Source organism: Streptomyces sp. NBC_00029, from assembly GCF_045160505.1.
In the GTDB taxonomy this organism is placed as follows: domain Bacteria; phylum Actinomycetota; class Actinomycetes; order Streptomycetales; family Streptomycetaceae; genus Streptomyces.
Map to the genome: position 1 here is coordinate 3,552,464 of NZ_CP108292.1, position 19,166 is coordinate 3,571,629.

At 73.1% G+C, this 19,166-nt stretch carries 13 protein-coding genes and 1 pseudogene; 7 read left to right on the top strand and 7 right to left on the bottom strand.

Translation table 11 applies throughout. The annotated features are described in order from the left end of the window. Positions 1-98: 98 nt before the first annotated feature. Complete coding sequence (locus OG753_RS16735; protein ID WP_405788994.1) at positions 99-2,354, bottom strand: ATP-dependent RecD-like DNA helicase; 2,256 nt, start codon at positions 2,352-2,354, stop codon at positions 99-101. Between the two features lie 265 nt (positions 2,355-2,619). On the opposite strand from OG753_RS16735, the gene OG753_RS16740 reads away from it, so the two are divergent. Both OG753_RS16740 and OG753_RS16745 read left to right on the top strand, forming a co-directional pair. After that, positions 2,620-3,162 carry a DUF937 domain-containing protein gene (locus tag OG753_RS16740; protein ID WP_327262581.1) on the top strand — a complete coding sequence of 181 codons (543 nt, stop codon included), beginning with the start codon at positions 2,620-2,622 and terminating at the stop codon, positions 3,160-3,162. Positions 3,163-3,206: 44 nt separating this feature from the next. After that, positions 3,207-3,719 (top strand): annotated as a pseudogene (locus OG753_RS16745) (GNAT family N-acetyltransferase); the annotation flags it as partial. Here OG753_RS16745 and OG753_RS16750 read toward each other — a convergent pair. After that, complete coding sequence (locus tag OG753_RS16750) at positions 3,625-4,605, bottom strand: EamA family transporter (protein WP_405788996.1); 981 nt, start codon at positions 4,603-4,605, stop codon at positions 3,625-3,627. The pseudogene OG753_RS16745 and the gene OG753_RS16750 overlap by 95 nt on opposite strands. 100 nt (positions 4,606-4,705) lie before the next feature. On the opposite strand from OG753_RS16750, the gene OG753_RS16755 reads away from it, so the two are divergent. Next, positions 4,706-5,608, top strand: a complete 903-nt coding sequence (locus OG753_RS16755; RefSeq protein ID WP_327262583.1) for a LysR family transcriptional regulator — start codon at positions 4,706-4,708, stop codon at positions 5,606-5,608. A gap of 84 nt (positions 5,609-5,692) precedes the next feature. Beyond that, the gene (locus tag OG753_RS16760) at positions 5,693-7,495 is read left to right on the top strand and encodes a glycoside hydrolase family 3 N-terminal domain-containing protein (protein WP_405788998.1); all 1,803 of its coding nucleotides are present in this window, start codon (positions 5,693-5,695) and stop codon (positions 7,493-7,495) included. Positions 7,496-7,531: 36 nt separating this feature from the next. Here OG753_RS16760 and OG753_RS16765 read toward each other — a convergent pair whose 3' ends face one another. Then, the gene (locus tag OG753_RS16765; RefSeq protein WP_405789000.1) at positions 7,532-8,965 is read right to left on the bottom strand and encodes an aminopeptidase; all 1,434 of its coding nucleotides are present in this window, start codon (positions 8,963-8,965) and stop codon (positions 7,532-7,534) included. Positions 8,966-9,049: 84 nt separating this feature from the next. Further along, positions 9,050-9,397: a hypothetical protein gene (locus OG753_RS16770; protein ID WP_327262586.1), complete on the bottom strand. Its 348-nt coding sequence runs from the start codon at positions 9,395-9,397 to the stop codon at positions 9,050-9,052. Between the two features lie 291 nt (positions 9,398-9,688). On the opposite strand from OG753_RS16770, the gene OG753_RS16775 reads away from it, so the two are divergent. Next, the gene (locus OG753_RS16775; protein WP_401690693.1) at positions 9,689-10,243 is read left to right on the top strand and encodes an EF-hand domain-containing protein; all 555 of its coding nucleotides are present in this window, start codon (positions 9,689-9,691) and stop codon (positions 10,241-10,243) included. 48 nt (positions 10,244-10,291) lie between these two features. Here the strand turns inward: OG753_RS16775 and OG753_RS16780 are convergent, their stop codons facing one another. After that, positions 10,292-14,191, bottom strand: a complete 3,900-nt coding sequence (locus OG753_RS16780) for an ABC transporter ATP-binding protein (RefSeq protein WP_405789003.1) — start codon at positions 14,189-14,191, stop codon at positions 10,292-10,294. A 256-nt stretch (positions 14,192-14,447) separates the two neighbouring features. Here OG753_RS16780 and OG753_RS16785 point away from each other — a divergent pair, with 256 nt between their 5' ends. Further along, positions 14,448-14,687: a hypothetical protein gene (locus OG753_RS16785; RefSeq protein ID WP_405789004.1), complete on the top strand. Its 240-nt coding sequence runs from the start codon at positions 14,448-14,450 to the stop codon at positions 14,685-14,687. A gap of 79 nt (positions 14,688-14,766) precedes the next feature. Here the strand turns inward: OG753_RS16785 and OG753_RS16790 are convergent, their stop codons facing one another. Together OG753_RS16790 and speB are read right to left on the bottom strand one after the other, a co-directional pair. Further along, complete coding sequence (locus OG753_RS16790; protein ID WP_405789006.1) at positions 14,767-16,449, bottom strand: thiamine pyrophosphate-binding protein; 1,683 nt, start codon at positions 16,447-16,449, stop codon at positions 14,767-14,769. Positions 16,450-16,454: 5 nt separating this feature from the next. Beyond that, positions 16,455-17,417, bottom strand: a complete 963-nt coding sequence (speB, locus tag OG753_RS16795) for an agmatinase (protein WP_327262591.1) — start codon at positions 17,415-17,417, stop codon at positions 16,455-16,457. 116 nt (positions 17,418-17,533) lie between these two features. Here speB and OG753_RS16800 point away from each other — a divergent pair, with 116 nt between their 5' ends. Then, a complete protein-coding gene (locus OG753_RS16800; protein ID WP_405789009.1) occupies positions 17,534-19,051 on the top strand; it encodes a helix-turn-helix domain-containing protein in 1,518 nt (505 codons plus the stop codon). Positions 19,052-19,166 lie beyond the last annotated feature (115 nt).

The following is a 19,166-nucleotide window of genomic DNA, read 5'->3' on the forward strand; positions in this document are numbered from 1 at the left end:
CGGGGTCGGCCTTTGGTGCTTCTGACGGCACTGAGTGCCGCCAACCTCCTCATCCTGCCCCCCAGCACCGGATGCCGGAACCCCAAATGATCGATCATCTAGGTGATGTTTCCCACCGGTATCCGGCCGGACAGCCGGGCAGCGACCGCCGTGTACCTCCTGCCTGCGGAAACGGTACGCACCGCTTGGCCGAGCGCCTTGCGGGACCCGACGAGGACGACCAGTTTCTTCGCCCTGGTCACCGCCGTGTAGAGCAAGTTGCGCTGGAGCATCATCCAGGCCCCGGTGGTGACGGGGATCACCACGGCCGGATATTCACTCCCCTGTGAACGGTGAATGGTGACGGCGTAGGCGTGGGCCAGCTCGTCGAGCTCCCCGAACTCGTACACAATCTCCTCATCCTCCTCCGTCCGCACCGTCAGGCGCTGTTCGTCCAGGTCCAAACCGGTGACCACGCCGACCGTGCCGTTGAAGACGCCACTCACGCCCTTCTCGTAGTTGTTCCGGATCTGGGTCACCTTGTCGCCCACCCTGAAGACCCTGCCGCCGAACCTCTTCTCCGGCAGACCGGGCCGGGCCGGCGTCATGGCCTGCTGGAGCAGCCCGTTGAGGTTTCCGGCGCCGGCCGGACCGCGGTGCATCGGCGCGAGCACCTGGACGTCCCGCCGCGGATCGAGTCCGAACCTGGCCGGAATCCTGCGGGCCGCCACGTCCACGGCCAGCACCCCGGCCGCCTCGGTGTCCTCCTCCGGGAAGAGGAAGAAGTCCGGCAGCCCGTCCGTGATCGGCGGCAACCCGGTGTTGATCCGGTGGGCGTTGGTGACCACTCCGGATTGCTGCGCCTGCCGGAAGATCCGCGTCAGGCGCACCGCGGGCACCGGGCCGCCCTCCGCGAGCAGGTCCCGCAGCACCTCCCCGGCGCCGACCGACGGCAGCTGGTCCACATCGCCGACCAGCAGCAGGTGCGCGCCGGGGGCCACCGCCTTGACCAGCTTGTTGGCCAGCAGCAGGTCCAGCATCGAGGCCTCGTCGACCACGACCAGGTCCGCGTCCAGGGGCCGCTCCCGGTCGTACGCCGCGTCCCCGCCCGGCTTGAGCTCCAGCAGCCGGTGCACCGTGGAGGCCTCGGCCCCGGTGAGTTCGGCCAGCCGCTTCGCCGCCCGGCCGGTGGGCGCGGCCAGCACCACCTTGGCCTTCTTCGCCCGGGCCAGCTCGACGATCGAGCGGACGGTGAAGGACTTGCCGCAGCCCGGGCCGCCCGTGAGGACGGCGACCCGGCGGGTCAGCGCCAGCTTGACCGCGTCCCGCTGCTCGGGGGCGAGCGTGGCCCCCGTCCGCCCCGCGAGCCAGCCCAGGGCCTTGTCCCAGTCCACGTCCTGGAAGCCCGGCATCCGGTCGTCCTCGGCGTGCAGCAGCCGACGCACCTGCCCCACCAGGGACAGCTCGGCCCGGTGGAAGGGCACCAGGTACACGGCGGTGAGCGGATCCGGCCCGCCCTGCGGATCCGGTACGGACTCCCGCACGACCCCTTCCGGGTCGGCGGCGAGTTCGGCCAGGCAGTCGATCACCAGCCCGGTGTCCACCTGGAGCAGCTTGACCCCGTCGGCGATGAGCCGGTCCTCGGGCAGGAAGCAGTGGCCCTGGTCGGTGGACTGGGACAGGGCGTACTGCAGGCCCGCCTTGACCCGCTCGGGGCTGTCGTGCGGGATGCCGACGGCCTGGGCGATGCGGTCGGCGGTGAGGAAGCCGATGCCCCACACGTCGGCGGCGAGCCGGTAGGGCTGGTTCTTCACCACGGAGATGGAGGCGTCCCCGTACTTCTTGTAGATGCGCACGGCGATGGAGGTGGAGACGCCGACGCCCTGGAGGAAGACCATGACCTCCTTGATCGCCTTCTGCTCCTCCCAGGCGGCCCCGATCAGCTTCGTCCGTTTGGGGCCGAGCCCGGGCACCTCGATCAGCCTCTTCGGCTCGCCCTCGATGACATCGAGGGTGTCGGTGCCGAAGTGCTCCACGATCCGGTCGGCGATCTTCGGTCCGATGCCCTTGATCAGACCGGAGCCGAGGTAGCGGCGGATGCCCTGGATGGTCGCCGGGAGCACGGTCCGGTAGTTCTCCACGGTGAACTGCTTGCCGTACTGCGGGTGGGATCCCCAGCGTCCCTCCATGCGCAGGGACTCGCCGGGCTGGGCGCCCAGCAGCGAGCCGACCACGGTGAGCAGGTCACCGCTGCCGCGGCCGGTGTCCACGCGGGCGACCGTGTACCCGCTCTCCTCGTTGGCGTAGGTGATGCGTTCGAGCACGCCGTCGACCACCGCCAGTTGCACCGCCCGCGGCGCCCCCTCTGCTGCCATGCCCCGAAACTACCGGGCGGCGCCGACAGCGCGCCGGTCCTGTGGACAACGCAAAGGGGGTCCCGCCTCGCGGCCGGACCCCCTCACGGTTACCCCTCCCGTGTCGGACTTCCCGATCCCCCCAGATCCCTCCCCGGAAGCACCGACGCAACATACGACCCTCGATACGCCCGGAGGGTTGCATCCGGAATCGCAGCTTTACGTTTCCGTTACCCAACGCCTACTCAAGGTGCCGGCGAATCGGCACAGAAGTAGCGTTTCCGGCATGAGTGAATCTTCATTCCAGGACGACGTGCTGGGCGAGCTCGGCGACGACAGGCTGACCGAGATCGCCGGCCTGCTCGGCACGGACACCGACGGCGCCAGGGCCACCGTCACGGAGACCGTCGGCGCCATGACCGGCGACCTCCGGCAGAAGGCGGACGCGGACGACGACGAGGGCGTGGAGGTGCGCCGGGCCCTCGCCGAAGTGGCCGAGCCCCCGCTGCAGGGCGTGTCCACGCTCGGCGGCCTCGGCGGCCTGCTCAGCGGCGGAATGATGGCCGGGGTGCTGGCCAAGGTGAGCAAGCCCGTGGCGAACGCCGTCTCGAAGAAGACCGGCATCCCCGCCGCCACGGTCAGCCGGGTGATCGAGATGCTGATCCCGGTCCTGCTGGCGGTCCTCGCGAAGCGCGCCTCCGGCAAGGCGGCGGGCGCCGGGACGGCGGGTACGGCGGGTACGGCGGGCTCGGCCCCCGGCAGCGCCCCCGCGGCGGGCGGCGGCCTCGGAGACCTGCTGGGCGACATCCTCGGCGGCGGCAAGAAGTAGCCCCTCGGGCCCGGCCCGATCGGCAGGACACCCCCTAGAGTTGCCCCATGGCTGAGAGCGTGCGGCTCCGCGACCCGGAACCGGGGGACCTGGGGTGGATCGTGCAGCGCCACGGCGCGCTGTACGCCTCCGAGTACGGCTGGAACAGCGACTTCGAGGGCCTGGTCGCCCGGATCGTCGCGGACTTCGCCCAGGACCACGACCCCCACCTCGAACGCGTGTGGATCGCGGAGCTGGACGGCCGCCCCGTCGGCTCGGTGATGTGCGTACGGGAGGAGGGCGCGCCCGGCACCGCCCGGCTGCGGCTGCTCCTGGTCGACCCGCAGGGCCGCGGCCGCGGCGTCGGCACCCTGCTGGTCGACACCGTCGTGGCCTTCGCCCGCTCCGTGGGCTACCGCGAGCTGGTGCTGTGGACCAACGACGTGCTGACCGACGCCCGCGAGCTCTATCTGCGGGCCGGCTTCACCCTGATAGCGGAGCGGCAGCACCGCTCGTACGGAGTGAGCCTGACGGGACAGGACTGGCGGCTCCCGCTGCAGGAGGGCTCCCCGCGCTGACGCCCGAACCGACCCCCGTACGGTTCACGGCGCGCGCGGGGGCCAGCGAGGTCAGCGCCACGCCGCCCACCAGCAGGAGGGTCGCCAGCCAGCGCAGCCCCGAGACGGACTCCCCGAGGACCAGGGCAGCCGAGGACATCCCGAAGACGGGGACCAGCAGCGAGAACGGCGCCACCGAGGAGGCCGGGTAGCGGCGCAGCAGGTAGCCCCAGGCGCCGAAGCCGAAGACGGTGGACACCCAGGCGACGTAGCCGATGACGGCCGCCCCGGACCAGTCCAGCGCCCGCAGCGCGGCGAGGTCCCGTTCGGGGCCCTCCAGCAGCAGCGAGAGCGCGAGCAGCGGCAGTACCGGAACCGTGCACACCCACACCATGAAGTTCAGGGCGTCGGGCGGCGAGGCCTTGCGGGTCAGGACGTTGGACACGCCCCAGCAGGCGGCGGCCGCGACGACCAGGGTGAAGCCGAGCACCGGCCCGGAGGTCCCCCCGTCCACCGCGGCGACCGCGATCCCGGCCAGCGCCACGGTCATCCCGAGCACCCGCACCCGGCCCGGCCGTTCGCGCAGGACGACGGCGGCGAGCACGGCGGTGAAGACGGCCTGGACCTGGAGGACGAGGGAGGACAGCCCGGCCGGCATCCCGGCGTCCATGCCGGTGAAGAGCAGGCCGAACTTGGCGATGCCGAGCGCGATCCCGACCCCGACGATCCACTTCCAGGCGACCTTGGGCCGACCGACGAGGAACACCGCGGGCAGGGCGGCGACCAGGAAGCGCAGGGCGGACAGGAGCAGCGGCGGGAAGTGGTCGAGGCCGATCTCGATGACCACGAAGTTGAAGCCCCAGACGGCGGCGACGAGCACGGCGAGTGCGGTGTGTACGGGACGCATGCTCCGAGCATCGACCCCCCGACCATGTAGCACCAGCTCGGATCTCTTCCGGGATGGATGAAGCATTGCTTACGCATGTCCGCGGTGCCACGATGGAGGCATGCTCGATCTCGCCCGGCTGCGCGCCCTGCACGCCGTCTCCGTCCACGGCTCGGTCGCCGGCGCGGCGGCCGCCCTCGGCTACACCCCCTCGGCGGTCTCGCAGCAGATCTCCAAGCTGGAACGGGAGACCCGCACCACCCTGCTGGAACGGCGCGGCCGTGGGGTCGCACTCACCGAGGAGGCCCGCCATCTGGCCGACACGGCCCAGGAGTTGCTGGCGATCGTGGAGCGCGCGGAGACCACCCTGGAGGAGCGGCGCGGGCAGCCGAGCGGGCTGCTGACGGTGGCCGCCTTCGCCTCGGCGGCGCGCGGGCTGATGCCGCAGGTGCTGGCGGACCTGGCCCTGCGGCATCCGGCGCTCGACGTACGGCTCACGGAGGTGGACCCGCACCTGTCCGTGGAACTGGTGGCCCGCGGGGTCACCGATCTGGCAGTGGCCCACGACTGGGACATCGCCCCGCTGCCCGCGCCCGAGGGGATCGAGCAGGCGGTGATCGGGGACGACCTCTGCGATCTGGTGGTGCCGGCCGGACACCCCTTCACCACCCGCCGGGTCATCCGGCGCTCCGACCTCGGCGGCGAGCGCTGGGTGTGCCAGCCGCCGGGCCGGGTCTGCCACGACTGGCTGATGCGGACCCTGCGCACCGCCGGTTTCGAGCCCGACATCGCGCATGTCGCTGAGGAGAACCACACCATCGTCGCCCTGGTCGCGGCCGGCCTCGGGGTGGCCGTCGTACCCCGGCTGGGCACCGGAGCGCTCCCGCCGGGCGCGGTGGCCGTACCGCTGGAGCCGGGACCCGTACGCCGGCTGTACGCCCTGTGGCGCACCGGCGCCGCCCGCCGCCCGGCGATCACCGAAGCCGTCCGCACCCTCCAGGACCACTGGGCCGCACGCGGCTGAGCACCGGCCGCACATACGTCGCCCGGGGCGACACGCCGCCGACACGCCCGGTCCCGCCCGGAGGGCAGCGGTAGGGTCCGGCGCGTGCCGAACCACGCCTCGCGCCGGAATCTGCTCGCCGCGGCCGCCATGGCCGCCGTCACGGCCGCCGGGGCCGCTTCCGCCGCGGCGGGACCCCGCCGCGGCAGCGTCCCCGACGACGCGCGGCCCCCGGGCAGCCGCCCCGGCCGGGCGCGGCTGCGCGCGATCGTGGACGGGATGAGCCTCGACGAGAAGGTCGGGCAGCTCTTCGTCTCCCGGGCGTACGGGCATTCGGCGACCGATCCCGAGCCGGCGGACGCCGAGCAGAACCTGGCGGCCTTCGGGGTGCGCACCGCCGCCGAGCTGGTCTCCCGGTACCACCTCGGCGGGATCATCTACTTCGCCTGGGCCCACAACACCCGGGACCCGCGGCAGATCGCCTCGCTCTCGGTGGGCCTGCAGCAGGCCGCCCTCACCACCGGCGCCCGGATCCCACTGCTGCTCTCCACCGACCAGGAGCACGGCGCCGTGGCCCGGATCGGCAGGCCGGCGGCCCTGCTCCCGGGGGCGATGGCGCTCGGTGCGGCCGGTTCCACCGCGCACGCCCGGCGGGCCGCGCGCATCGCGGGCACGGAGCTGGCCGCCATGGGCATCCGGCAGGACTACGCGCCGGTGGCCGACGTCAACGTCAATCCGGCCAATCCGGTGATCGGCGTACGGTCCTTCGGCTCCGACCCGCACGCCGTGGCGGAGCTGGTGGCCGCCCAGGTCCACGGCTACCAGGGCGCCGGGGTGGCCGCCACCGCCAAGCACTTCCCCGGCCACGGGGACACCGAGACCGACAGCCACGTCGGCCTGCCGGTGATGCGGCACACCCGCGCCGCCTGGGAGGAGCTGGACGAACCGCCCTTCCGGGCCGCGGTGGAGGCGGGCGTGGACGCCATCATGACGGCGCACATCGTCTTCCCCGCGCTCGATCCCTCGGGGGACCCGGCGACCCTCTCCCGGCCGATCGTCACCGGCCTGCTGCGCGAACGCCTGGGCTTCGAGGGGGTGGTGGTCACCGACGCCCTCGACATGGCCGGGGTCCGCCAGAAGTACGGGGACGACCGCGTCCCCGTACTGGCCCTGCTGGCGGGCTGCGACCAGCTGCTGAACCCCCCGGACCTGGGGCTCGCGCACCGCAGCGTGCGGGCGGCCGTCGAGGCGGGCGAGCTGTCCGCGTCACGGATCGAGCAGTCGGTGCTGCGGATCCTGGAACTGAAGGCCCGCCGGGGCCTGCTCGACGAGGCGTACACCACGGGCCGGGATGTGGACAGCGTCGTGGGCATCCAGGAGCACCTCGACGCCGCCGACACGATCGCGGCCGCCGCCACGACCCTGCTGGCCGATCCCCGCGGGCTGGTGCCCTTCGACGGGACGGCCGGGCCACGGCTGCTGGTCACCGGGGCGGACCCGGTCTCCCCCTCGGGTACCACCGGGCCCCCTACGGTCGTACTGGCCCGGGAACTGACCGCACTGGGCTGCCGGGCCACGGCGGTGCCGCCCGCCCGCGCCGTGGCGGCCGCGCCCGGTCACGCGGCGGTGCTGGTGTGCACGTACAACGTCCCGGAGGGGATGAGTCCGCAGCGCACGCTGGTGGCGGACCTGATCGCGACCGGTGTTCCGGTCGTCTCGCTGGCCGTCCGCAATCCGTACGACCCGGCCCGGCTGCCGGCCTGTGCGGCGGAGCTGGCGACGTACTCCTGGACGGATGTGGAGATGCGGGCGGCGGCCCGGGTGCTCACCGGGAGGGTCCGGCCCTCCGGCCGGCTCCCCGTCCCCGTCCCCGGCCGCTACCCGCTGGGCCACGGGCTGACGCGCTGATCGCTCAGGCACCGGCCCGCGGCCCGCGTGTCCCGGTTACGGCCGCAGCTGCGGCTCGCGCTCCAGGTCGGGCTGGTCGAGCTGCGCGTCCGGCGCCGCCAGCGGCGTCGCCTTCCCCGCGTCGGCGAGCGCCGCGGCCGGGGCGACCCCGGCCCACTGCAGGATCTTCGAGGTGGCGAGGGCCTTCTCGCCGTCCATGAGCCTGGAGACGTTCGCCCCGTGGTTGGCGCCCGGCGCGATCATGACGTGGCTGTCGCGCACCCCGTAGCCGAGGCGGAACGGCTCGGCGCCCCACGGGTCGTTCTGCCCGTACACGAAGAGCATCTGGTTGGCGTTGTTGCGCACCCACTTGTCGACGTCCGCCATCACGCCCGGCTGGAAGGTCATGGGGATGTCGCGGGGCACGAAGTTGCGCGGCGGCTGGTAGCCGTAGCGGCTCAGGCCCTTCAGGTGCGGCTGCTTGATGTCCGGGGAGCCGAGCTGCGTACCCGCCTGGTAGTAGTACGGCGTGTACGTCTGCAGGCCCTGGTCGGAGTAGGCCGAGAAGCCGGAGATCGCGTCGATCGTGTCCCAGATCTCCTGGTCGCTCGCGGTGGCGGCGGCCGGGACGGAAGCGCAGTCGGCGAGCAGGCTGTACTGCCAGAAGGCCCACACGTAGTCGAGCACGACGGCCTCGTAGGCCTTGTCGAGGTCGCCGACGGTGGTGAAGGTCCAGCCGTTCTCGGCCGCGGCGACCGCGTACTTGGCCTCCAGCGGCTCGCGGCGCACCAGCGCCTCGCGCTGCACGGCGTTCAGCCGGTCGCGGCACTCCTTGGTGCCGACCTTGGCGAAGAACCGGTCGTAGGCCGAGTCCTCGTTGTTGACGACGTCGTTGGGCGCGACGTACGCGACGACGCCGTCCATGTCCCGCGGGTAGAAGCGCTCGTAGTACGTCGCCGTCATCCCGCCCTTGCTGGCGCCGGTGGACAGCCAGTTCTTCGGGTAGATCTTCTTCAGCGCGGTGAAGATGCGGTGCTGGTCACTGGCGGCCTGCCAGATGTCCAGGTGGGACCAGTTGGCCGGGTCGGGCCGGGAGGGAGTGAAGAATCGATACTCCATGGACACCTGGTTGCCGTCGATGATGGTCGTCGGCTCACTGCGGCGCGGGCTGGTACTGACGTTGTAGCCGGAGGTGAAGAACACCGACGGCCGCGAGACGTCCTTGTGCAACAGGGTCAGGCGCTGCTTGAAGGTGCCCTTCCACGGCTGCCGGTGGTCCACCGGCTGCTCGTAGTTCAGTACGAAGAAGCGGTAGCCGGGGTACGGCTTCTCCTCGATCAGGCTCATCCCGGGAATGCCGAGGATCTGGTCCTTGATGTCCGTGGCGGCCGTGGGCTCCGCGGCTGTGGCCGCTTGCGCCGTTGAGCCGGCCGCGCCCATGGTGCCGATGAGCACCACGAGCGACAGCAGCCATCCGAGCGTCTTGCGCATTCACCCTCCCCTTGAGTTCACTTCGGTCGCCGTGAACCTAGCCGGGCCAACACGTCACTGACCAGACCTAGTTGGGCCTGTCCCTCAGCACAGGATCCAGCCGGAATCCACCGATCCGGACCCGACGCTCCCCTTTACATACACGCAGCGGCTGATCGCACCGACGGTGACGGGACCGGCATACCGGGTGAATCGCCCGGCCTCGCGCACCGGGGCCCCGCCGCGCGGCTGGATGCTCACCGCCATCCGCCGCCGCTCGCCGGAGACCCGCGCCACGGTCACCGCGCAGGCCTGGTTGCGGCTCTTGTAGACGCGGACCTCGCCCGTCTCGAACTCCACCGTCCTGGCCAGCCGGCCGGCACACCCCTCGGTCGCGGCCCGCGCCACGGGCGGCGTGAACAGCCCGCCCACGCAGAGCCACAGGGCCGCCACGAAAACCCCCAGGGACGCGGCCCGGCGGCCGCGTCTCCCCCCTTGCTGCAACATCCAGTCCCCCGATCGGTCGTACGTACAGCACGCGCACGCACGTACGACGCCCGAACCTTCCGGATGGTTGCCGACCGCAAGGGTCCGTCCCGCCGGTACCGGCCACCCCTCCCTCGTACGAGTGCATCCACAACTTCCCGGCGGGACAGCGGGAGTTCACGCCCGGGACGGCGATTACGCTAGGTGATCACCACTCCGCCCGCCGTAGCCGTGGCTGCAGCCGTGAAAGGCAAAGAGATGACGAACGACCTGCTCGACCGCAAGCTGGAGCGCGCCTTCACGCACCTGGACGCCGACGGGAGCGGCGTGATCGACGCCGCCGACATCATCGCGCTCGGCTCCCGGCTGCTGTCGGCCCTCGCGGAGCCGGCCACCTCTCCCAAGGCGGACCTGGTGATGGGCGGGCTGGCCGACTTCTGGCAGGACCTGTTCACCGAGCTGGACATCGACCGGGACGGCAAGGTCACGCCCGAGGAGTACAAGCTGGGCATGACCCGCCTGTACGCGCAGGGCGGCCCCGCCTACGACCGCTCGTTCCGCCCGATGATGCGGGCCATCCTCACGATCGTCGACACCGACGACGACGGGCGCATCAGCCCGCAGGAGTTCCACCGGGCGCAGGAGGCCTTCGACACGCAGCTGAGCCCCGCCGACACCGAGGCGCTCTTCCGGCGGATCGACGCGGACGGGGACGGCTCCCTGACCGTCGACGAACTGCTCGACGCAGTACGCGAGTACTACACCGGCACCGACGAGGACGCCCCGGGGAACCTGCTCTTCGGCGAGTTCTGATCCAGAGGCGCCCCCGGGCCCGGCGCAGCCCGGGCCCGGGGGCGCCGCTCAGGCCGCGGCGCGCTCGTCCTCGCCGACGAAGGTGCGCCACAGCTCGGCGTACCGGCCGCCGCGCGCCAGGAGTTCGGCGTGGGTGCCGTCCTCCACGACCCGGCCGCGGTCCATGACCACGACCCGGTCGGCGCGCGCCGCGGTGGTCAGCCGGTGCGCGACCACCAGGGTGGTGCGCTTGCCCGCGAGCCGGTCCGTGGCCTGGTTGACCTGGGCCTCGGTGGCCAGGTCGAGGGCGGCGGTGGCCTCGTCGAGCAGCAGCACGTCCGGGTCGACGAGCTCGGCCCGGGCCAGCGCGATCAGCTGGCGCTGGCCCGCGGAGAGGTTGCGGCCGCGCTCGGCGACGGTGTGCAGGTAGCCGCCGTCGAGGGTGGCGATCATGTCGTGGGCGCCGACCGCGCGGGCGGCGGCCTCCACCTCGGCGTCGCTCGCACCGGGCAGCCCGTAGGCGATGGCGTCGCGGACGGTCCCCTGGAAGAGGTAGGCCTCCTGGGGGACGACCCCCAGACGGTGGCGGTATTCCGTCAGCTCCAGCTCCCGCAGGTCGGCGCCGTCGGCGGTGACCCGGCCGGAGGTCGGGTCGTAGAACCGGGCCACCATCTTGACCAGCGTGGACTTGCCCGCCCCGGTCTCGCCGACGAAGGCGACGGTCTGCCCGGCGGGTATCCGCAGGTCGATTCCGGCCAGCGCGTACCCCTTCTCGCCCCGCTCCTCGGCCGTCCCGTACTGGAAGCGGACGTCCTCGAAGACGATCTCCCCGACCGGTGATTCCGGTGTCCGCGGCCGCTGCGGCAGCGGGGTGCTGGTGGGCTCGCGCAGCAGCCCCTGGATCCGGCCGAGGGCGACCGTGGCCTGCTGGTAGCCGTCGAAGACCTGGGAGAGCTGCTGGACGGGCGCGAAGAACAGGTCGATGTAGAGCAGGTACGCGACCAGGGCGCCGGTGGTCAGGGTCCCCGCCTCCACGCGGCCCGCGCCGACGATCAGCACGGCGGCCGCGGCGCCCGAGGACAGCAGCTGCACGAAGGGGAAGTAGACGGATATCAGCCACTGGCCGCGGACCCGGGCCTCGCGGTACGAGTGGCTGCGCTCGGCGTAGCGCTTGGCGCCCGAGCCCTCGCGGCGGAAGGCCTGGACGATGCGCAGGCCCGAGACGGACTCCTGGAGGTCGGCGTTGACCAGGCTGACCCGGTCGCGGGCGAGCTCGTAGGCGGCGACGGACTTGCGGCGGAACACGATCGTGCCGACGACCAGGACGGGCAGGGTCGCGAAGACGATCAGCGCGAGCTCGCCGTCCAGGACGACCAGGGCGATCAGGATGCCGAAGAAGGTGAAGACGGAGACCACGGCGGTCACGAGCCCGGTCTGGAGGAACGAGCTCAGCGAGTCCACGTCGGTGGTCATCCGCGTCATGATCTTGCCGGTGAGCTCGCGCTCGTAGTAGTCGAGGCCGAGGCGCTGCAGCTGGGCGAAGATCTTGACGCGCAGGGAGTACAGCACGCGCTCGCCGGTACGGCCCGTCATCCGGGTTTCGGCGAACTGCGCGGCCCACTGTGCGACGACGACCACGAGGGCGAGCCCGGCGGCCACCCAGACGGCGCCGAGCACGGCCTGCTCCACGCCCTGGTCGATGCCGTGCCGGATCAGGATCGGCAGCAGCAGTCCGGCTCCCGCGTCCGCGGCGACCAGGCCGAGGCTGATGGCGAGCGGCGCCCAGAAGCCGTGGAGCAGACGGCGCAGGCCGTAGCTCTCCTCGGCGGCGGCGGCACGGGTCTCGTCCACCTCGGGGAGGTCGTCGGCGGGCGGCAGCGCGGCCACCTGCGCGAGCAGTTCGGGGGTGGCCGGCATCCCGGCGACCGACCCGGCCATGGAGTGCCCGGCTCCGGGACCGCCGCTCCCCGGCGCGGGAGCGGAGCCGGCTCCGGGTCCGGTGGCGGCTCCAGTGGCGGCTCCGGGTCCGGTGGCGGTCGTGCCGTCGGACTCCTCCTGGCGCCGCCAGAGCTCGGGGGTGACCCCGCCGGCGACCCGGCGCTTGGCGTTGACGGGCTCGGAGTCGATCTCCGCCTCGAGCTCGATGCCGCGTTCGACGTCGCGGTCGAGCTCGCGCTCGAACTCGGTCATCACGCGGGCGTCCGGGGTGCGCGGCGAGGCGGCGCCGAGCGCCTCGGGGTCGGTGAGCAGCCTGCGGTAGAGCGCGGAGCGGCTCTCCAGCTGCGCGTGCGTCCCGATGTCGGCGAGCCGCCCTCGGTCGAGCACGGCGATCCGGTCGGCCAGTGCGAGCGTGGAGCGCCGGTGGGCGATCAGCAGGGTGGTCCGGCCGGCCATGACGGACCGCAGGGCCTCGTGGATCTCGTGCTCGACGCGGGCGTCGACGGCGGAGGTGGCGTCGTCGAGGAGGAGCAGCCGGGGGTCGGTGAGGATGGCCCGGGCCAGCGCGATGCGCTGGCGCTGGCCGCCGGAGAGGGTGAGGCCCTGCTCGCCGACCTCGGTGTCGTACCCGGCGGGCAGCGCCCGGATGAACCCCTCGGCCTGGGCGGCGCGGGCGGCCGCCTCGATCTGCTCCTCGGTGGCGCCGGGGTGCCCGTAGGCGATGTTGGCGCGGATGGTGTCGGAGAAGAGGAAGGAGTCCTCAGGGACCAGTCCGATCGCGCCGCGCAGGGACTCGTACGTCAGCTCGCGGACGTCGTGGCCGCCGACGCGGACCGTGCCGCCGTCGGCGTCGTAGAACCGGGGCAGAAGGAGGGCGACGGTGGACTTGCCGCTGCCGGAGGACCCGACGACGGCGACGGTCTCCCCCTCCGCCACCGTGAGCGAGAACCCGTCGAGGACGGGCCGCTCGGGGTCGTAGCCGAAGCGGACGTCGTCGAACTCGACGGTGGCGGGCACGTCGGCGGGCAGCTCGCGCTCGCCCTCGCGGATCTCGGGCTCGGTGTCGATGAGCTCGAAGACGCGCTCCACGCCGGCGCGGGCCTGCTGTCCGACGGTGAGGACCATGGCGAGCATGCGGACGGGTCCGACGAGCTGGGCGAGGTAGGTGGAGAAGGCGACGAAGGTGCCGAGGGTGACCTGGCCCCTGGTGGCCATCCAGCCGCCGAGGGCCAGCATGGCGACCTGCGCGAGTGCCGGTACGGCCTGGAGGGCGGGGGTGTAGCGCGAGTTGAGGCGGATGGTGCGCATCCGCCCGGCGAACAGCCGGCGGCCGGCCTCGCGCAGCTTGCCGGTCTCCTGCTCCTCCTGGCCGAAGCCCTTGACGACGCGTACGCCGGTCACGGCCCCGTCGACGACGGTGGCGACGGCGGCGGCCTGGCCCTGGGCCCACCAGGTGGCGGGGAAGAGCTTCTTGCGGCTGCGCTTGGCTATGAACCACAGGGCGGGAGCCATGAGCAGGGCGACGAGGGTCAGCAGCGGCGAGAGCCAGAGCATGATCCCGAGGGATATCCCGAAGAGCAGGAAGTTCCCGATCGTCATGGGGAGCATGAAGAGCAGGCCCTGGATCAGCTGGAGGTCGCTGGTGGCGCGGCCGACGATCTGGCCGGTGTTCAGCTCGTCCTGCCGCCGTCCGTCGAGGCGGGCGATCGTGGCGTACATGTCGGTGCGCAGGTCGTGCTGCACGTCGAGGGCGAGCCGGCCGCCGTAGTACCGGCGTATGTAGGTCAGGACGTACACGAGCAGGGCGGCGGCTATGAGCATGGCGGCCCAGGGCGTCATGGGCCTGGTCCGGTCGCCGATGACGTCGTCGATGATGACCTTGGTGACCAGCGGCACGATCGCCATGAGGGCCATGCCGGCCAGCGAGGAGCCGAGCGCGAGCAGCACGTTGGTCCTGTACCGCCAGGTGTAGGCCGCCAGCCGCTTGCCCCAGCCCTGTTTCTCCCCAGCCGCTGTCTCTGCCGCCGCCACGTGAGCCTCCCCGTTCGTCCTGTCCTGCCGGAAGCGCCAACGCTCCGACCGGGGTATTTCATCCCGCCGCAACAATCGCACTGCCGTACGGCAGGGGCGCGCGGGCCGCGTCCGACCGGGGCGGGGACACGGCCGGGGCCGGGTGCGGCCCCTGTCAAGCCACGACTTTCCGGATCTGGGGCGGACGGGGCGCGCTGCGGATGCTGGAGGTCGGCCGCCCGCCGATCGCGGTGGCGCAGCGAAGGGATCGAGGACCATGTCCACTCACCACGAACACCCGACCGGCGCCGGCACGAGCACGGGCACCGGCTTGATGCAGCGGACCGCCCGCGCCGTCGTCCCCTATGTCACCGCGTTCCTGATCGCGCTGCTCGCGGCCAAGATCGTCGGTCTGCTGACGGAGAACCCCTGGGCCCGGCTGGCCACGGCGCTGGGCGTGGCCGTGGTCAGCCTCCTCCTCCACACCTACGACGAGGAGGAGGCCGACGGTGACTGAGGGATGACCGTCTCGAAGTACGAGGTCCTCGGGCACCATCCGGAATGGGACACCGCACACCGGCGACCCCGGGCGCGCCCTAAAGGTGCGTCGGGGCGAACATTTTCAGGAGCGCCGGCAGGACGACCACCGAGGGGCCGGGGGTGGCCAGGGCCCTCTTGAGGTCGGCCGTCAGCGACTCCGGGGTGGTCGTGGTCGCCGGGACGTCGAAGGACGCCGCCAGGGCGGCGAAGTCGGGGCGGGTGAGCTCGGTGGCCGTCGCGGTCCCGAAGGACGCGGTCATGTACTCGCGCAGGATGCCGTAGCCGCCGTCGTCCACGATCAGCCAGGTGACGTCGAGGTCGTGCTGGCGGGCCGTGGCCAGTTCCGCGATCGAGTACATCGCGCCGCCGTCGCCGGAGACCGCGAGGACCGGGGTGTCCGGTTCCGCGACGGCCGCGCCGATGGCCGCCGGGAAGGCGTAGCCGAGGCCGCCCGCGCCCTGGGCCGAGTGCATGGTGTTGGGGTGCTTCGGGTCGAAGGCGGACCAGGCCCAGTAGGACAGGACCGTCATGTCCCAGAACGACGGGGAGCGCGGCGGCAGTGCCTTGCGGACAGAGGTGAGGAGGTCCTGCTCCAGGGTGACGTCCTGGGTCGCCAGACGGGCGGCGATGTCCGAGAGGACCAGGCGGACGCGCTCCGGGGCGGACGGGTCCTCGCGCTCGGAGACCGTCTCCAGCAGGGCCTGGAGGGCCAGGCGGGCGTCCGCGTGGATGCCCAGGGCCGGGTGGTTGGACTCCAGCTTGCCGAGGTCCGCCTCGATCTGGACGACCCGGCCCGTGGGGAAGAACGTGTGGTAGTTCGAGGACAGTTCACCCAGGCCGGAGCCGACGACCAGCAGGACGTCCGCGTCCTCCAGGAAGTCCGTCATGTGGCGGTCCTCCAGCCAGGACTGGAGGGAGAGCGGGTGCGTCCAGGGGAAGGCGCCCTTGCCGCCGAAGGTGGTGACGACGGGTGCGTTCAGGCGCTCCGCGAGCTGCTTGAGCTTGCCCGCCGCGTCCGAGCGGATCACCCCGCCGCCCGCGATGATCACGGGGCGGGTGGCGTTCTCCAGCCAGTGCGCGGCCAGCGCCGTGAGCTCGGGGCGCGGCGCGAGCTCGTGCGGCGTCGCGTCCATGCCGCTGACCTGCGGGATGACGGTTTCCGTCCGCAGCACGTCCTCCGGGATCTCCACCCAGACCGGGCCGGGCGGGACCGTGAGGGCCGATTCCCAGGCCTCGGCGATCACGCCGGGGATCTGGGAGGGGGTGCGGGCGACGTGGACGGACTTGACCACGTCCCGGAAGGACGCGGACTGGTCCCGCAGCTCGTGCAGGTGCCCGCGCCGCCCGCCGCCGAGGCCCGCCACCGGGACCTGGGAGGAGATCGCGAGCACCGGGGCCGAGGCGGCCGCCGCCTCCGCCAGGGCGGGCAGCGCCATCAGCGCGCCCGGGCCGGTGGACAGCAGCAGCGGTACCGCCTCGCCGGTGATCCGGCCGTACGCGTCGGCCGCGAAGCCCGCGTTGTTCTCCGTACGCAGCCCCACGAGGCGCAGGTCGGAGCGGCCGACCGCGTCGAAGAGGGCGAGGGCGTGCTGGCCGGGCAGGCCGAAGACGGTGGTCGCCCCGAGGCCGCGCAGCGTTTCCACGACCAGGTCCCCGCCCGTCCGCCCCGGCGGCGGCGCGAGCGCGGCCGCCTTCTGGGCTTCGGTGGGACGGAGTACCAGGTCGTGGTCGTGCGTCACTTCGCTTACTTGCCCTTCGCCTGCGCGATCTGTCGCGACATGATCGTGGTCAGCTCGTACGCGGTGTGCGAGGCCGCGACCGAGGTGATCTCGGCGTGATCGTACGCCGGGGCGACCTCGACGACGTCGGCGGAAACGAGGTTGCAGGAGGACAGGCCGCGGATGATCTCCAGCAGCTCGCGGGAGGTCATGCCGCCCGCCTCGGGGGTGCCGGTGCCGGGCGCGTGGGCCGGGTCGAGCACGTCGATGTCGATGGAGATGTACAGCGGGCGGTCACCGATGCGCTGGCGCAGCTGGTCGGCGACCTCGTCGGCGCCGCGGCGGTAGACGTCGGCCGAGGTGACGATGCCGAAGCCCATCTTGGCGTCGTCGTCGAGGTCCTGCTTGCCGTACAGCGGGCCGCGGGTACCGACGTGGGAGAGCGCCTCGGTGTCGAGGATGCCCTCCTCGACGGCACGGCGGAACGGGGTGCCGTGGGTGTACTCGGCGCCGAAGTAGGTGTCCCAGGTGTCCAGGTGGGCGTCGAAGTGGAGCAGCGCGACCGGGCCGTGCTTCTTCGCGACGGAGCGGAGCAGCGGGAGGGCGATGGTGTGGTCGCCGCCCAGGGTCATCAGGCGGGAGCCCGCGGAGAGCAGCTCGTCGGCGGCCGCCTCGACCGTCTCCACGGCCTCGTTGATGTTGAAGGGGTTCACGGCGATGTCACCGGCGTCGGCGACCTGCGCGAGCGCGAACGGGGAGGCGTCCTGGGCCGGGTTGTACGGGCGCAGCAGGCGCGAGGCCTCGCGGATGGCGTTGCCGCCGAAGCGGGCGCCGGGGCGGTAGGACACGCCGGAGTCGAAGGGCACGCCGACGACGGCGACATCGGCGGAGCCGACCTCGTCGAGGCGGGGCAGACGGGCGAAGGTCGCCGGGCCCGCGTAGCGCGGGATGCGGGAGGAGTCGACGGGGCCGCGCGGCTGCGTGCTCATGGGGGGTGCCCTTCTGGTGGTCCTGCGTGTGCGGTACTTCGAGCGTAAGCGGGCTGCCCGGGGGTGGGGAGTGTACGTTTCATCCATCTGGCACAGCTGAAATGTACGGAGTATCCATGTCCGGCCTTCCCCGTGATCCGGCGGACGACCACGCCCCTCCCGGCGCCTCCGCCGCGCCCGGCGGCTCGGGCGCTGCGGGAGCCTCCGGCGCCTCCGGGGTCGCGGGCACCTCCGGCGTCGCGGGAGCCTCCGGCGGCCCTGCCGGGGAGCCGCTCACCCCGCCCGTGCTCCTCTCCTCGCTCCTCGGCGACCGGGAGCTCGGCCTGCGCCACCTCGCCGGGCCGGCCACCGCCGGGGTCCACGGGGTGCACGCCTCCGAGATGCCCGACCCCTCCCCGTACCTGCTCGGCGGTGAGCTGCTGCTGACCGCCGGGGCGGGCCCCGCCGACGACCCCGACAGGTACGTGGCCCGGCTGGCCCGGGCCGGGGCGGCCGCGCTCGGCTTCGGGGTGGCCCCGGTGCACGAGGAGGTCCCGGCCGCGCTGGCCGAGGCCTGTGCCCGGCACGGGCTGCCGCTGCTGGAGGTCCCGCCGCGGACCCCCTTCTCGGCGGTCGCCCGCGCGGTGGGGCGGCTGCTGGCGGAGGCCCGGACCCGGGAGCTGCGCCGGGTCACCGAGGCCCAGCAGGCCCTGGCGGCCGCCGCGGCCCGCCCCGATCCGGTCCCGGCGGTGCTGGCCAGGCTCGCGGCGAGCCTGGGCGGGTCGGTCGCCCTGTGGCCGGGTGGTCGGCAGGCGGGCCCGGAACTGCCGGCTCCGGCCCGGGAGGCCCTGTCCGCGCTGCTGGCCCGAGTCGGCCGCGAGGGCGGGCCCGCCACCGCCACGGACCGGGCGGGCGGACACCATCTGGCCGCCTACGCCCTGGCCGGCCGGGCGGCGCTGGGCACCGCGACCCCGGCCCGCGCGCCCGGCGACCACACCGTGGCCTCGGTGGCCGCCGTCCTGCTGACCCTGCTCACCGCCGAGCGGCCCGCCGGGGCGGAGGCCGCGGCCCTGACCCGGCTGCTGCTCGGGGACGCCGTGGACGGGGTGCTCGGCCCGGGGCCCTGGTACGTCGTCCACGCCCGCGGGGCCGGGGATCCGCAGGCCCTCGCGGCCGCGCTGGGCACCGTACTGCTCGACCCGCACGAGGGCGGCGTACGGCTGCTCACCGACCGGGAGCCCGCACCGCAGCCCGGCTGGCGGCTGGGGGTGAGCGACCCGGCCGCGCCCGACGCCCTTGCCACGGCGGACGCCCGGGCCGGGCGGGCCCTGCAGCGCGCGGAGGCGGCCCGCGCCCCGCTGGCCCGCCACACCGACCCCGGCCTCGCGGGCCTGGTCGGCGAGGCCGAGGCCCGCGCCCACGCCGAGGCCCTGCTCGGGCCGCTCTCCCCAGCCCTGCGGGAGACCCTTCGCGGCTGGCTGGCCCACCACGGCAACTGGGACCGCACCGCCGCCGCGCTCGGGATCCACCGCAACACCGTCCGCCAGCGCGTCGCGCGCGCCGCCGAGCTGCTGGACCGGGACCTGGACGATCCGGACGTGCGGATGGAGCTGTGGTTCGCGCTGCGCAGCACCTCCGCACGAGGGGGAGGGTGAGCCACCCCACGCTTTCCGCTGCGCCTCCGCTCTGGACAGTCAGATTGACCGACCGGTAACTTAGCCTGAGCAAGCGCTTAGCCATAGGCGGCGGACCGCCGCGACCGAAGGGAGC